The 15906-nt window shown below is 27.8% G+C and carries 14 protein-coding genes; 12 read left to right on the top strand and 2 right to left on the bottom strand.

Annotated features, from left to right (window positions below):
• The first annotated feature begins 70 nt into the window (after positions 1–70).
• Entirely contained in the window at positions 71–4129 is a 4059-nt protein-coding gene (locus ACRDBA_RS17280) for a polysaccharide lyase family 8 super-sandwich domain-containing protein (RefSeq protein ID WP_438574174.1), read from the top strand.
• Positions 4130–4195: 66 nt separating this feature from the next.
• On the opposite strand, the gene ACRDBA_RS17275 is transcribed toward ACRDBA_RS17280, so the two are convergent.
• Entirely contained in the window at positions 4196–4738 is a 543-nt protein-coding gene (locus ACRDBA_RS17275) for a TetR/AcrR family transcriptional regulator (protein ID WP_438574173.1), read from the bottom strand.
• A 303-nt stretch (positions 4739–5041) separates the two neighbouring features.
• On the opposite strand from ACRDBA_RS17275, the gene ACRDBA_RS17270 reads away from it, so the two are divergent.
• The 11 genes from ACRDBA_RS17270 to ACRDBA_RS17220 all read left to right on the top strand — a co-directional run bounded on the left by ACRDBA_RS17270 (position 5042) and on the right by ACRDBA_RS17220 (position 15506).
• Positions 5042–5491, top strand: a complete 450-nt coding sequence (locus tag ACRDBA_RS17270; RefSeq protein WP_438574172.1) for a metallophosphoesterase family protein — start codon at positions 5042–5044, stop codon at positions 5489–5491.
• A 108-nt stretch (positions 5492–5599) separates the two neighbouring features.
• Positions 5600–6769 carry a class I SAM-dependent methyltransferase gene (locus tag ACRDBA_RS17265; RefSeq protein WP_438574171.1) on the top strand — a complete coding sequence of 390 codons (1170 nt, stop codon included), beginning with the start codon at positions 5600–5602 and terminating at the stop codon, positions 6767–6769.
• A 118-nt stretch (positions 6770–6887) separates the two neighbouring features.
• Positions 6888–8048, top strand: a complete 1161-nt coding sequence (locus tag ACRDBA_RS17260; protein WP_438574170.1) for an MFS transporter — start codon at positions 6888–6890, stop codon at positions 8046–8048.
• Positions 8049–8397: 349 nt separating this feature from the next.
• Positions 8398–8919 (top strand): translation initiation factor IF-3, encoded by a 522-nt coding sequence (infC, locus tag ACRDBA_RS17255; protein WP_438574203.1) that lies wholly within the window; start codon positions 8398–8400, stop codon positions 8917–8919.
• Positions 8920–8939: 20 nt separating this feature from the next.
• The gene (gene rpmI, locus ACRDBA_RS17250; RefSeq protein WP_438574169.1) at positions 8940–9137 is read left to right on the top strand and encodes a 50S ribosomal protein L35; all 198 of its coding nucleotides are present in this window, start codon (positions 8940–8942) and stop codon (positions 9135–9137) included.
• 24 nt (positions 9138–9161) lie between these two features.
• A complete protein-coding gene (gene rplT, locus ACRDBA_RS17245; RefSeq protein ID WP_438574168.1) occupies positions 9162–9521 on the top strand; it encodes a 50S ribosomal protein L20 in 360 nt (119 codons plus the stop codon).
• Positions 9522–9862: 341 nt separating this feature from the next.
• Positions 9863–11467 carry a M20/M25/M40 family metallo-hydrolase gene (locus ACRDBA_RS17240; RefSeq protein ID WP_438574167.1) on the top strand — a complete coding sequence of 535 codons (1605 nt, stop codon included), beginning with the start codon at positions 9863–9865 and terminating at the stop codon, positions 11465–11467.
• 163 nt (positions 11468–11630) lie between these two features.
• Positions 11631–12647 (top strand): anaerobic sulfite reductase subunit AsrA, encoded by a 1017-nt coding sequence (gene asrA / locus ACRDBA_RS17235; RefSeq protein WP_438574166.1) that lies wholly within the window; start codon positions 11631–11633, stop codon positions 12645–12647.
• 1 nt (position 12648) lies between these two features.
• The gene (gene asrB, locus ACRDBA_RS17230) at positions 12649–13443 is read left to right on the top strand and encodes an anaerobic sulfite reductase subunit AsrB (protein WP_438574165.1); all 795 of its coding nucleotides are present in this window, start codon (positions 12649–12651) and stop codon (positions 13441–13443) included.
• An 11-nt stretch (positions 13444–13454) separates the two neighbouring features.
• Complete coding sequence (gene asrC / locus ACRDBA_RS17225; RefSeq protein ID WP_438574164.1) at positions 13455–14432, top strand: sulfite reductase subunit C; 978 nt, start codon at positions 13455–13457, stop codon at positions 14430–14432.
• 219 nt (positions 14433–14651) lie between these two features.
• Positions 14652–15506, top strand: a complete 855-nt coding sequence (locus ACRDBA_RS17220) for a PRD domain-containing protein (protein WP_438574163.1) — start codon at positions 14652–14654, stop codon at positions 15504–15506.
• A gap of 68 nt (positions 15507–15574) precedes the next feature.
• Here the strand turns inward: ACRDBA_RS17220 and ACRDBA_RS17215 are convergent.
• The coding region (locus ACRDBA_RS17215; RefSeq protein WP_438574162.1) for a DUF5685 family protein at positions 15575–15906 on the bottom strand (332 nt) is incomplete at its 5' end.

The raw sequence follows: 15906 nt of genomic DNA, 5'->3' as shown, positions 1-15906 counted from the left end.
GTTTACAAAAATAAGAATATGGTTTATTATATAATAGTAAAAAAAATTATTGAATATATAGGGGGAAATGATGAAGAAAAAAAAGATTAAGCAAATAATAGCTCTATCTCTAAGTTTATTACTAACAACAAATTTTTTACCTAATAATTTATTCAAAGGTAAACCGGTTTTAGCAGCTCCGGTTGGCGTGTACGTAAATAGTGATTTTGAAAATTTTGAAGGGAAAATAACAGATAAGGCATCTTTTACAGATAGCTTTGGAAACGTTTATTGGTTATATAATGGAAATAATGATTCTTATTTTGAAAATAAGAGCGTTGATGAATTTAAAAGAAAAAGCTTAGCTTTGATTAATACAAATAATAATAATGCTGGAATTTACATATCTAAGCCAAGTGTTACATTAAAAAATAAGTTAGTATTCGAAAGTGATTTAAACTTTACAGATAAAAACTTAGAAAGAAAGGTATCTATAAAGTTAAACTCAGCAGATTCGGATATGTATGAAATAGTGTTTAAGAAAGATGGATCAATAGTACTTTCAAACTATACAAAGGCTTATGGAACACAAGTGTTAGGAACTATATCAAAGGAAAAGTATGATGTTAATAAGTGGTATAATGTAAAGTTTATAGTTAATCCGAAAACTAATGAAATAGAAATATACTTAAATAATAAATTATTAGACTCAAGGATATTTGATGTTCGTTCATGGGATGCCGTAACAGAACTTAGGATAACTCAAGCTGGACATGCATCTGTAGCGACAGGAGAAGTTTTAGTAGATAACTTTAAAATATATGATTATATTGATATAGAAGAAATAAAAGTTAAGGATTTAGTTATGAATCCTAATACTTCAATGGAGCTTCAAAAAGTTGTTATACCACAAATTACAGCAGGTGAATTAATTTATGAAAGTAGTGATGAAAGCATAGTATCAGTAGATAATTATGGAGTCGTTACTTCAGGAGAAAATAAAGGTACTGCTGAAATTAGAGTTTCTTCATTAGATGGTAAAGTAAGCACAATTTGTAATGTTACAGTTGATGAGGTGGTAAATGTTGAAGAGATAATATTACCTGATAATTTATCAGTTCAAAAGGGAAGTACATTAAATGTAGAAGAATTAGTTGAATTTGTTCCTGAAAATGCAACTAACAAAAATATAGTTTGGAGTACTGAAGATGATAGGAAGTTAAAGGTAGATTCAAATGGAGTTTTAACAGGTGTAAATTGGGGAGATGTAAAAATAGTAGCAAAGACTCAAGACGGTAATAAGGTTGCTAGTACAACTGTTAAGGTAAGACATATAGTAAATCCGCCAGAAATAGAATCTAGTGAATACGACAAAATAAGAGATAGATATTTATATGATTTAACTGGTGGAGATTATGATTATAATGATGAGAACACTAAGGGGCTTGTTGATAAGATATTCAATGATGCTGAAAAATTCTGGACAAGCATGAATAAGGATAAGGAAAATAGGGAGCATGTATGGGATGATATTTCAGATTCATCTATAGAGGCTCAAGGATTAGATCAGAAAAATACGGATATAAAAATATCAGATGCAATTACTACTGGGTATAGAAGAATAGAAACTATGCTTAGAGCTTATCATATGGAAAATAGTCCATTACAAGGAAATAAGGAAATGTTATCAGATATACTTGATGCAGTTGAGTGGATGTATAACAATAAGTATAATGAAAACTTAAATATTGAGTATGGAAACTGGTGGAATTGGGAAATAGGAACACCGTTAGCATTAACAAATATAGGTGTGTTATTACATGATGAAATAGATATGGAAACTATGAAAAAATATATGGCGCCAATTTACTTCTATCAACCAGATCCATTTAATAACTGCTTTAGAGAGTTAAATCCTACTAATAAGGCATATAAGGTTACAACAGGAGCAAATAGATCAGATTGTTCTAAAATAGCTGCTGTTTTAGGTTCTTTAGTTGAGGATTATGATCAATTGTTAATGGCAAGAGATGCAATAGAAAGCTTATTTGAATATACAACAGAAGGTGATGGTTTCTATACAGATGCTTCATTTATACAGCATAAAAGTGAGACTGGATTAGGAGCTATACCTTATATAGGCACATATGGATGTGTATTTTTAACAGGAGCACCAACTGTTGTTGAGATGCTTAAAAATTCACCTTGGGAAGTTTCTAAGGAAAAATTAACTATATTAAAAGAATTTGTAGATAATTCTCTTATTCCTTATATATATAAGGGTGCTATGCTTGATATGACTAGAGGACGAGCAATAAGTAGATATGATTCTTCAGATGATGGTTCAGGTAAAACTGCATTAAATACTATTATGATGGTTGCAAGAGTAATAGATGATGAAGTAGAAAAAAATGAATTATATTCTTTTGTTAAGGGAATGATTGAACTTAATACTTATTCAGACCATATGGAGTCAATAGCAAAGCTTGATTATAGACAATATCCAATATCATTAGTAAATGATTTAAATAGTTTATTAAGCGGTGATATTGAAGGAAAAGTAAATGAAGAATATCACTTATTTACACCATTACAAGATAGAGTAGTTCATTCAAGAAAAGACTATTTATTTGGAATATCTATGTTCTCAAAAAGAATTGCAAACTTTGAATCAATGAATGGAGAGAATAAAAGAGCATGGCATACAAGTAGTGGTATGACTTATCTTTATAATGATGATTTAGGATATTATAAAGATTATTGGCCAACTATAAATCCTTATAGATTACCAGGAACAACAGTAGATACAATAACTATGGAAGATGGAAAAGGAAATAAATCTAATTTAGATAAAGATTGGATAGGTGGAGTTCAATTAGGTAACTATGGAGCTAATGGTATGGAATATAGACAAATAGGACCTAGGGGGATATTAAATACTTCTACTGGAGAAATGGATAGATTATCACTTGAAGCAACAAAGTCATGGTTTATGTTTGATGATGAAATAGTTGCATTAGGTGCTGGAATAAATAGTACAGATGGAAGAACAATAGAAACTATAGTAGACAATATAAAGCTTAAAAATGACAATTCAAATAATATTACTATAAATGGGCAAGAAGCTAACTTTAATAAGATTAGTCAAAATATTGTTTTAGATCCTAAGCCAACAGAAGATAAGGAAGTTTTAGAGGATGTAAAAACTATATTTGTAGAGGGGAATCAAGGGGGAACATCTATAGGATATTACTTCCCTAACAAAGCTGAATTAAACTTTAGAAATGTTGAAAATACAAGTACTTGGCAATCAATAGGTTCAAGTGGGCCAGTTAAAAATGGTCAGCCTAAGGAAATAAAAAATAATTATTTAGAAATGTGGGTAGACCATGGAGTAAATCCAGAAAATGATAGTTATGAATATGTAATTCTTCCAAATAAGACAAATGATGAAGTTCAAGCTTATAATAGTAATCCACAAGTAGAAATATTAAGTAACACAAAAGAACTTCAAGCTGTAAAGCATAAAGGTTTAAATATTACATCATTTAATAGCTTTACAGATAGTGAAAAAAATATTGAGTATATAACTGTAGACAAAAAATCATCTGTAATGGTAAAAGTTGAAGAAGATACTTTAACAGTAGCAGTTTCAGATCCAACTATGTTAAATGAAGAAGGGATTATAGTTTCTATTGATAAAACTAAGTTACCTGTTGAAGGATTAAAATCATTAAATATTATAGAAGGAAATGATGTTAGTTTAATAGAAGATACAAATGCGTTAGTTAAGTTTAAAGTAAATACAGCTAACCAAAATGGATCTGCAATAGAAGTTAAATTTAATATGGAACTAGAAGAAAAAGTACCAGAAGATATAATTGTAGGTAAAGTAGAACAGTTAAAAAGCATTAATATCACTGATGAGAGTATAACTTTACAATGGAAGTCCCCTAAAGAAACAGTAGGACTATCAGAATATATAATTTATAAGGATGGTAAATTAATTGATACTATAGAGGCTAATGAAAAAGAATATATTGTAGATAATTTAAAATCAAATACTATTTATGGATTTAAGATAGTAGCTAAATATTCAAATAAGAAGGAATCTAAACCAAAGTCAATTAATGAGAGAACTAAAAAGTAGTATTAAATAAAAAATACCTAATGGATAATTCAGCATACATATGATGAAATTTAACCATTAGGTATTTTATATTTTGTAATTAATTGCGAGTTTCAAATCTCTAATTAACTCATCTAATGTACAAGAAGAATTATTAGAAAGATATAATATTATAAAGCCCATTTGGCCAGAAACATAAAAATATATTAGGTTTTTAGAAATTTCTGATGTATTAACTTGTTTGGAAAAGTGAGTTGCTAAAACATCAAAATATCTCTTTTGAAATTCTATATCTCCATTTTCTAAAAGTAAAAAATGAAAATCATTTAGATGTTTTTTTACAAGATTAAAGAGACGATAATCTTCTTGAAGAGGCTTCTTATTTTTAAAAGTCATATTTAACATAGATATAGTAAATTTTTCAATTAAAACTAAGAACCTATCTTTAATTTTATTTAACATATCATATACATCATCAAAATAAAGATAAAATGTTCCTCTTGTATAGCCGGCCTTAGTTGTTATTTCTTTTACAGATATTTTTTCTATTGGCTTTAATTTATATAGTTCCCAAAATGCAAACTGTAAGTTATCACGCGTATCTGATAATCTATATATTTTTTCAGTCATAAATTCTCTCCATAAAATAGACAATTTTATTAAAATTGTTCATTGTAGTAAATGTTATAATTTTGTTATAATTAATTTGTATTTGATATATTTTTTTACAGTATATCATAATACTATAACAAATGTATAACATTTGTTATATTGTCACTGCATTTTATATAAGAAAAAGAATGTTAGAAGAATTACTAACATTCTTTTTTTATATGTAAAAATATAAAGTAATAAATCTTAATATTTTTTGCAAAATATAAATATGGTATATTTAAAAGTAATAAAATATTTATATTTAAGGAGATGAAACTTATGATTATAGGAGTAATTTCAGATACTCATGGTGTACTAAGAGATGATGTTATAGATAGGTTATCAGGTTGTGATTACATAATTCATGCAGGAGATATAGGTTCCGAGGATATAATAAAAAAGTTACAAGAAATAGCTGTTACAATAGCAGTAAAAGGAAATAATGATTTAGAAGATTGGACAAAGTCTCTTAATGAAAGAGAAAAGATTAATATAGGTGGGAAAAGCATATTTATAATTCATGAAATAAAAAGACTCCCAAGGTACGTGGATAATGTGGATGTTGTAATTTATGGTCACTCTCATAAATATTCTTTAGAAAATGAGGGAGATATAATATTTTTCAACCCTGGAAGCTGCGGGAAAAAGAGATTTTCCCTACCATTGACTATGGGGATAATAACTATAAAGGATGAAAAAATTAAAATAGAAAAAATAGATATTGATTAAATTTAAAATATAGTATTATTAAAGATTGTAGTTTAGGAAAAAAATGATAAAATAAACATTAAGTAAAATATAGATTTTTAAGAATAAAAAATAAATAGGATGTGCAAAATGGAAGATTTAAAAAAAGCAATTGAGGATATTGTTAAAGAAGAAGTTATTAAAGTTGTTATTAGTAATAAAATGAATAAAGATGTTAAATATAATAAAATTACTTTTGAGTTAAAGGAAAATAAGAAAAAGAAGTATTATCAAATAGAAAAGTACACAGAAAAGCAAGCCTTTCATGAAAATATAGAAATAAATGAATTATCAAAAAAACTTTTAGAGTACATAAATTCAAATTATAAGCAATTATCTGCTTGGTCAAAAGAAGTTACATTTGATTTGAAAATATCAAAAAAAGGAAAGGTATTTTTAGGAAAGAAAAAAAGTGATAATTCAAAGATTGTAAATAAGGGACATAATAAAGAAAAGAATTATATCTTAAAAGAAGGAATGATAATAGAACCACTTATTGATTTAGGTGTATTTACTAAAGAAGGTAAAGTTATTAATTCAAAATATGATAAGTATAAGCAAATAAATAGATTTATAGAAATTATAGATGATGAAATAAAAAAGGTAGAATCTAAAGAACTTACTATTTTAGATTTTGGATGTGGAAAATCATATTTAACATTTGTTCTTTACTACTACTTCGTAGAAATTAAAAAGATAAAGGTAAATATGATAGGTTTAGATTTAAAGGAAGATGTAATTAAAAAGTGTAATGAAATAGCGAAAAGATATAATTATAAGAATCTTAGCTTTGAATTAGGAGACATAAATGGATTTAAGTATAATAATAAAGTAGATATGGTAATTACATTACATGCTTGTGATACAGCAACGGATTATGCATTATATAATGCAATAAAGTGGAATAGTAAAATGATATTTTCAGTTCCTTGTTGTCAACATGAGTTTAATAGTCAAATAAAAACAGAAGATTTATCAATATTAACTAAATATGGAATAGTTCAAGAAAGAGTTGCTGCCTTAATGACAGATTCAGTAAGAGCAAATCTTTTAGAATGTGTAGGATATAAAACACAATTGCTAGAGTTTATAGATATTTCTCATTCACCTAAAAATATATTAATTAGAGCATCAAAGTCAAATATATCAGAAAGTAAGAGAAAAGCATCTATAAAAGAAGTTGAGAACTTAATAAATCAATTTAATTTAAAGCCAACATTATTAAGGCTATTAAAAGAGGATAACTTATTAGATATATAAAATATATAAATAGATACTTGCTAATTATTGTAAGTATCTATTTTTTAATATATTATAAAGTAGATTAATTAATAATTATTATTAGTTTATTTTAATAACATATGAGGAGGAGGTATTTATGAAGAAAAAATCAATGAACTATTTATTGATATTAACATTTTTAATATCAATAGTATTAAATATGGCACATCCTGTTACTCCAGTTTTAATTAAAAGTTTAGGATTACCATCAATTATGTTTGGAATATTTTTTGCATCGATGTCATTAGGAAACTTTTTCTTTTCGCCTATATGGGGTGGATTGTCAGATAGTAAAGGGAGAATAAGATTTTTAATAATAGGATTATTAGGGTATGGAGTAAGTCAATTAGGATTCGGATTTATTGAAAATACATTTTTAATAGTAGTATTTAGGGTTTTAGGTGGAGCTTTTGTAACTAGTTATTTAACTGTAGCATTAGCTTATTTAACTGATATAACAAATTCAGAAAATAGAATTAAATATATGTCATATTATGCAGGTGCAACAACCTTTGGTGGAGCATTAGGGGCTTTACTTGGAGGTGTTATTGGAAATAATAATTATAAGATAACTTTCTTATGGCAATTTATTTTATCAGCTATATTATGTTTTGCATTATATTTTATGTTAGGTGAAACCATAGAAAAGAAAAAAGAAAAGATAAAATTAAAATTAACATCATTTTCATTTAAAAAATATGGAAGTATATTAAATAGAAATTTAACATTCATTATGCTTATGGTAGTGATGTTTTACTTTGCATCTACAAGTTATAATTCAACAATAAACTTTTATATAGAGTCAGTTCTAAATTTACCTCCTACATTTAATGGAGTATTTATTTCTATAGCGGGTATAATTGGATTTTTAGCTAATATATTAATAACTCCATATATAGGAAAGAAATTTGAAAGTGAAGATATTTTTAAATACATTACTTTAATATTATCTATAGTTATAACAATTGTGGCACTTATTCCTAATATAATATTATTTTTCTTCTTTATTATAATATTTGTTTCAGTATGTAGTATTTATATTCCTATTCAACAAAATATAGTTACAAAGTTATCTAAAGATAATTATGGAGCATTAATGGGATTGCAAAATTCAGCGAAAGCAGTTGGTATGGTTATAGGATCATTATTTGCAGGTGCAATATTTGATTTTGGTGCGAAATTGCCATTTTTAGCATCAGGAATAGTGCTATTTATAGGGTTTATATTATTAACAAGAGTAAAGATAGAAACAAAATAGAATTATAAATATATCTAGAATTTTGAGAGTTTTTGTTATATAAAGAGGTTAAAGTGGGAATAATTTTAACTAAATATACGCAGTTTGAAAAAAGATTATATTATAATAATATTTTTTAATGAATTCCGTATATTAACATTTGACATTATAAAAATCTAGTGATAAAATGACTAAAGTAAAGTAAATAATTATCAAGTGGAAACAGTCATTCCCACCTTACGGTAGAATACTTAGTAAGGTAATTTTGTTAGAGTATTGCTAAATTATTATTTAGATAAGTATGACAAGATGGATGACTTAGGTCATCCTTTTTTTTATTATTATAATATATTGTAAAATCACTTTGGAGGTGGAACATATTAGCAAGAAGTTTATATGTAACGAAGATATTAGAGATAAGGAAGTAAGAGTTATTGCTGATGATGGAAGTCAATTAGGAGTAATTTCTACTATAGAGGCTCAAAGAATGGCAGATGAGAAGGAACTAGATTTAGTTATGATTTCTCCATCAGCTAACCCGCCAGTTTGTAGAATTATGGACTTAGGGAAATATGTCTATGAGCAATCAAAAAAAGAAAAAGAAGCTAAAAAGAACCAAAAGGTAACAGTAATTAAGGAAATTAGATGTAGTCTTAATATTGAAGAGAACGACATCTTAATTAAAGCTAAAAATGCAAGAAAGTTCCTATTAGATGGGGATAAGGTTAAAATTACCGTTAGATTTAAAGGTAGAGAAGCACAGTTAGGTCATATGGGATTAAAAATCCTACAAATCTTTGTTTCAAAGCTTGAAGATGTTTGTGTTGTAGAAAAGCAACCTAAGCAAGAAGGCAGAAACATGACACTAATGGTAGGCCCTAAAAAAGCATAACTTGAGAGGAGATTTTTATTATGCCAAAAATGAAGACGCACAAAGGTGCAGCAAAAAGATTTAGAAAAACAGGTACAGGTAAACTTAAGAGAGCTAAAGCTTTCAAGAGCCATATCTTAACAAAGAAAAGTGCTAAGAGAAAAAGAAACTTAAGAAAAGCTGCTTATGTTTCAACTACTCAAGAAAAAGCAATGAAGAAATTATTACCATATCTATAAAAAACACTTAGGAGGAATTGAAACATGGCAAGAGTTAAAAGAGCGGTTAACAGCCGTAAGAATCATAAAAAAGTATTAAAGCTTGCAAAAGGATACTACGGTGGAAAGAGCAGATTATTCAGAACTGCTAACGAAACAGTAATCAGAGCTTTAAGAAATGCTTACGTAGGTAGAAGATTAAAGAAGAGAGATTACAGAAGACTTTGGATAGCTAGAATAAATGCAGCTACAAGAATCAATGGTCTTTCATACTCAAGATTCATGAATGGAATGAAATTAGCTGGAATCGATATGAACAGAAAAATGTTATCAGAAATAGCTATAAACGATCCAAAAGCATTTGCAGATTTAGTAGCAGTTGCTAAAGCTCAAATAAACAAGTAATATCAAAGGTAACCGTTAGGTTACCTTTTTTTACTTTAATAAAGTGAATAAGTAATATTATTTAGATGTAGTTTAAATTAGATAAATTCTTAAGGTTAAAAGTAATATAAGTTACTTTTAACCTTTTTTTATATAAAAAATTATATTGATAAAATATATTAGTGTATTTATATAGCTTAATTTAAAAGAATATTACACTTAACAAAATAATAACAAAGTAATAAATATACATTTTTATGTATATTTATTAAAAAAAGCTTGATTTATACAAAAAAGAATGTATAATTATTAATATAGAAATAAATGTTAATAAAGTAATAATTTATAAGGGGGATATAAGTATGAAGGTGATCAAAAAGATATTATCTGCTGCAATAGCATTAAGTTTAGTAATTTCTAGCGTAAGTTATGCTGAAAAGGTAAATGCTACTGAACAGTATATAGAACAAAAAAAATCAATTTCAGAAAAATTAAATGTTAATGAGGTTATGAGTAATATATCTTATTTTAGCGAAGGAATAGGTGAAAGATTTGCAGGATCAGAAAAAGAAAAAGAATCTGCAGATTATATTTATAACTATTTTAAAGGACTTGGTTATGATGTTGAAGTTCAAGAAGTACCTATAGTAAATAAAAGAGGTACAGTGAAAGTAGCTAGTAGTGAAGACTACAATATAATGGGGTATAGAACTGTAGGGACCTTTGGGGAAGGCTTTGTAGAAGGAAAGGCAGTAAACTGTGAAACTGGTAGTATAGACCAAACTAAAGATGAAGTTAGCGATAATATAGCTATAATAAAAAATAGTTCATCTGTGGTTGATGCAATAAAAAATTCCGTAAATAAAGGAGCTAAGGCTATAGCTATATATAATGATAAAGATGGAAGCTTTAGAGTGTCTTTAGGAAGTTATAAATGCCCTGTACCAGTAGTATTAATACCAAAGGTAGATGGAGAAGCTTTAGTAAGCGATTTAGAAACTTCAGGGGAAGATATAATTTGTTCTGTTGGTGAAACTATATATGATAAAACTTGGAATGTAATTGCAACTAAAAAAGCAACAGGGATAGAAAATCCAGAAGTTTTACATGTAACAGCACATTATGATTCAGTTGCTGGTTCACCTGGGGCCAATGATAATGCATCAGGAGCTGCGATGCTAATGGAACTAGCAAAGCTATTTGTAGATTATGATACTAAGGCTGATATAAAATTTGTAGCATTTGGTGCAGAGGAAATAGGGCTTAAAGGATCAAAATATTATGTAGACAATTTAACATCTGAAGAAAAAGAAAAGACTATTGGAAACATGAATATGGATATGATAGGAACTAACTATGAAGAGTGTACTCAATTAGCGATAGAAACAGTAGATGGGTCAACTCATAAGGTAACTGATGCAGTTTTAAATGCAGGTAGAAATTTAGGTAAGGATCATTATTTTGTAAGTAAATATGGTGGATCAGACCATGTATCCTTCCATAATGCAGGAATAGATGAAGTTACATTTATTTGGGTAATACCTAATACAAATGATAATGGAACTGAACCATGGTACCATACTTATGAAGATACTATAGACAAGATATCACCAGAGAGATTAGGAGAAATGGGAGAACTTATATCTTCAACTATTTTTGATTTAGTAGGGGCAACGGATAAGGTAGAAGAAGAAATTGTAGTATCTAAAGTTGAAAATATAAAATTAGAAGAAGTAACAAATAATTCAGCAAAAATAACTTGGGAAAAACCTAATTCACCAAATGGGTTAGTTAGTTATATAATATATAAAGATGGAAAAGTATTAGAAGAAATTTCTTCAGATAAGGCTGAAATAATAATAAGTAATTTAACTGCTAATACTATTTATGGGGTTAAAATAGTAAGTAAGTATTCAAACGGGGAATTATCAAAGCCAGTATCAGTTAATTTAAGAACTATAAAGTAATAAGTATTTAGATAAGTAAAAAGGGGCAATAATATAAAGCAATAAGCGAACAGGGTATATTTGAGAATATACCCTGTTTTATTATCTTTTTATGTATAAATAAGGAATAATAATATGTGAAATTAGCAAAAATAAGATATGAAAATAAGAGAGGTGGAAGAGTATGAAAGTAAAAATGTCTGTGCAGCAGTTTGATAGCCTATTAGATAATATAAAGAATGATTATAAAGTAGTTGCACCTGTTAAAATACCTTATAGTGGAACATATTCAGATACAGATGTAATTAGATATGAAGAAATAAATAGCATAAAGGAAGTGGAGTTTGGAGAAAAATCACATTTTACAGCAAAGGAAGTTGTAATGCCCGTAACAGAAACTTTATTTTATTTTAATGAAGATAATTATAAAATTGCTAGTATAGATGAAAGAAAAATATTAGTGTTTATGAGAGCTTGTGATATTCATGGATTAGATCGTATAGATAGAGTTTATCTTCAAAATGGACCGGAACCTGATTTCTTTTACAAAAGATTAAGAGAAAAAGTAAAAATAGTGGTTATGGAATGTGAGGAAAGCTTTAGAAATTGTTTTTGCGTAAGCTTTAACACAAATAAAACAGATAATTACTCCTTGGGAATAAAAGTGGATAAGGGGGACGTTTATATTGATATTAAGGATGATGAATTTAAAGAGATATTTAAAGGTGAAAAAGCAGATTTTAATATAGATTTTGTAGAATCAAATGGAGTTACTGTAAAGTTACCTGAAAAGATGAATACTTTAAAGGTGGAGCAAGCAGAGTTTTGGAGAGAGTATGATGGTCGATGTATAGCTTGTGGAAGATGTAATTTTTCATGTCCAACTTGTTCTTGTTTTACAATGCAAGATGTTATAAGTAGAGAAAATCCAAAAAGCGGAGAAAGAAGAAGGGTAGGAGCATCATGTCAAGTGCCAGGTTTTAGTACTATGGCTGGGGGGCACGACGTTAGAGAAAAAAATGGAGATAAAATGAGGTTTAGAACATTACATAAGATGTATGACTATGCACAAAGGTTTGGGCCACAAATGTGTGTAGGATGCGGAAGATGTGATGATGTATGTCCTCAGTATATATCACTTTCTACAGCAATGAACAAGGTTACAAAGTATGTTGAAGACATAGCTGGGGAGGAACGATAAAATGAATAACTTGTATATATCTCATTTAGCGAAAATATTAAATATAGATAAACATACAGAAAAGGAATGGACGTTTACTATTGAAGAAAAAAGCGAAAATATTAAACCAGGTCAATTTTATGAAATTTCTATGCCTAAGCATGGAGAATCTCCAATTTCAGTTTCAGGAATAGGTCAAAATGCATTAGATTTTACTATTAGAGCTGTAGGAAAGGTTACTGATGAAATATTTAAATTAGAAGTTGGAGATGGGCTTTTACTTAGAGGACCATATGGAAATGGATTTAATGTAGATGAGTATAAGGGAAAGGAAATAGTGATAGTATCTGGTGGAAGTGGTTTAGCTCCTGTAAGAGGGATTTTAGAGTATTTTTATAATAATATTGAAGCGTGTAAAAAGCTAACTTTAATATGTGGATTTAGATCACCAGAGGATGTATTATTCAAAGAGGATCTAGAAAAATGGAGCAGTAAATTTAATGTAATGTTAACAGTTGATAGGGGTGAAGAAAGTTACAACGGAAAAATAGGACTTGTAACAAAATATATTCCTAAAATAGATGTTAAGGACATTAACAACATGGTAGCTGTAGTTGTAGGGCCACCTATGATGATGAAGTTTACAATACTTGAATTACAAAAAATAGGTTTAAAGGATGAGCAAATTTGGGTTTCTTATGAAAGAAAAATGAGTTGTGGAATTGGGAAATGTGGTCATTGTAAAATGAATTCAACATATATTTGTGTGGATGGACCTGTTTTTAATTTTACTTTTGGAAAAACCTTATTTGATTAGGAGTGATATAAATGAAACAAGTTAGAGATTTAAATACTAGAAAGGTTATGAAAAATGCTTTTAGAATAACAAAAAATAAATATGAAACTGTATTAAGAGTAAGAGTTCCAGGAGGAGCTATTCATGCAGATACTTTAAAGTTAGTTGCAGATGTATCACAAAAATATGGTAATGGAGAAGTTCATATTACTACAAGACAAGGTTTTGAAATAATGGGTATTCCAATGGAATATATGCAAGAAGTAAATGAATCCATTCAACCTATAATAGATAATATGGAAACTAATCAAGATATTCCAGGAACAGGGTATCCATCAGCAGGAACTAGAAATATAGCAGCGTGCATTGGTAATAAAGTTTGTCCTAAAGCTCAATATAATACTACTGAATTAGCAAGAAAGATAGAAAATATAGTTTATCCAGATGATTTACATGTTAAGTTAGCATTTACAGGATGTCCTAATGACTGTATTAAGGCTAGGATGCATGATATTGGAGTTATAGGTATGTGTCTACCTGAATATAATTCATATAGATGTATATCTTGTGGTGCTTGTGTAAGGAAGTGTAAAAATATTTCTACTAATGCACTTAAAGGAATAAATTATAAGGTAGTTAGAGATCATGATAAGTGTATAGGATGTGGGGAATGTGTTTTGAATTGTCCTAATAATGCTTGGGTTAGAAGTCCGAAAAAATATTATAGAATAGCTATTATGGGGAGAACTGGAAAGAAGAATCCGAGATTAGCAGAAGATTTTATTAAGTGGGCAGATGAAGATACAGTAATAAAGGTGATAGAAAATACTTATAGATTTGTAAGAGAATACATATCAAAGGATGCACCTATGGGAAAGGAGCATATAGGATATATAGTTGATAGAGTAGGTTATAAGGAATTTAAAAAATGGGCTTTAGAAGGTGTAAATTTACCGGAAATTGCAGAAGTTAAAGATCATGTCTATTGGAATGGAATCCATTATAAGTAAAATAATGTGAAAATAGTGCGTATAGCACTATTTTTCTTTATTGGATAAAAATATGATAATTTTTGGTTTTGTGGAATTGTTTAATATAAATTGAAATATAATAAAAGAAATCCTTTACCTAACAAATATTGACATGAAGTGCAGTGTATTATAAAATGATATAAGTAAACATTTAAATAGAGTAAAAAAAGTAATGGGAAATTTGATAGGAGGAGTTTTATGGGGTATTTATTGAAAGAAAAAGTTGTAATTACTAAGGTTTTTAATAATAATGTAATTTTAGTTAGGGATAAGGGAACTGAAAAAATTATTGTAAAAATTGGAATTGGATTTGGAAAGAAATTTGGACAAACTATTGATGCTGGAATAGAAGTAGATAAGATATTTTCTATAGAAAGTGAAGAAAATAAGAGTAATTTAAAAGAGGTAATGCATAGAGTAGATAATAAGTTCTTTGCTCTTTGCGAAGAAGTAATTGTTCAAATAACAAAAGAACTAGGAGAGGAACTTAATGAAAATATACATATAAGCCTAGTAGATCATTTATCATTTGCAATAAAAAGATTAAAGAAAAACGAAGTTACAGATAATCCATTTTTAGTAGAAATAAAAACTCTTTATAAAAAAGAATATAAATTAGCCCAAAATGTTTCTAAGAGGATAAGTGAGGAAGTTGGGGTTGATATTCCTGATGGAGAAGTTGGTTTAATTGCACTACATATACATTCTGCTAGAAACGAAGGGAATTTATCAAATACCATTAAATATGGATATTTAAGTAATAGAATTATTGAAGATGTTGAAAAAAAACTTGATAAAGAAATAAGCAGAGATAGCCTAGATTATGCAAGATTTATAACACATATAAGATTTGCAATTGAAAGAATAATTACTAATTCTCAGCTTACTAATGAGTTAGCAGGAGCTATAGAAAAGCAATATCCCTTATCATATAGTATTGCAATTGATGCTTCAAAGATAATAGAAAAAGAATTAGGAATAGAAATGATAAATGATGAAGTTGCATACCTTGCAATGCACATAGAGAGATTTAAAGTAACAATGAAGTTATAATTTGTATTGTTAGATTTTATGGAATTATAGTATTATTTAATTATTTTTTATAATAAGCAAAGTAGGGGTTACCTACTTTGCTCTTTTTTTTCATATTTAGAAATAACAGATTGATATTTATTTACTACACCTAAATTTATTATATTATCTAAAATTTCCTTGTTACGAATAATAGGCAGTTTAGAAAGGTGTTCTTTGCAAAAAGAACTACATGTAAATATAAAAAATTCAATAGGGTCGTTTATATCTTTAATTAAGGTATCTAAATCTTTATTATCTTTATTATATAAAAAGTTTATAGGATTAAAATTATCTTTTTCTAAATCATCTTTTAAATCATCTAAGGCATCCATTAAATAAATCCATTTTCCTAAGAAATATCCAAAGTTATACAAGTTAA

Origin of the sequence: Clostridium sp., from assembly GCF_051654825.1 — a bacterium.
Classification (GTDB): Bacteria; Bacillota; Clostridia; order Clostridiales; family Clostridiaceae; genus Clostridium.
Note: the sequence above shows the minus strand (reverse complement) of the source record. Positions and strands in the feature narration are given on the sequence as shown.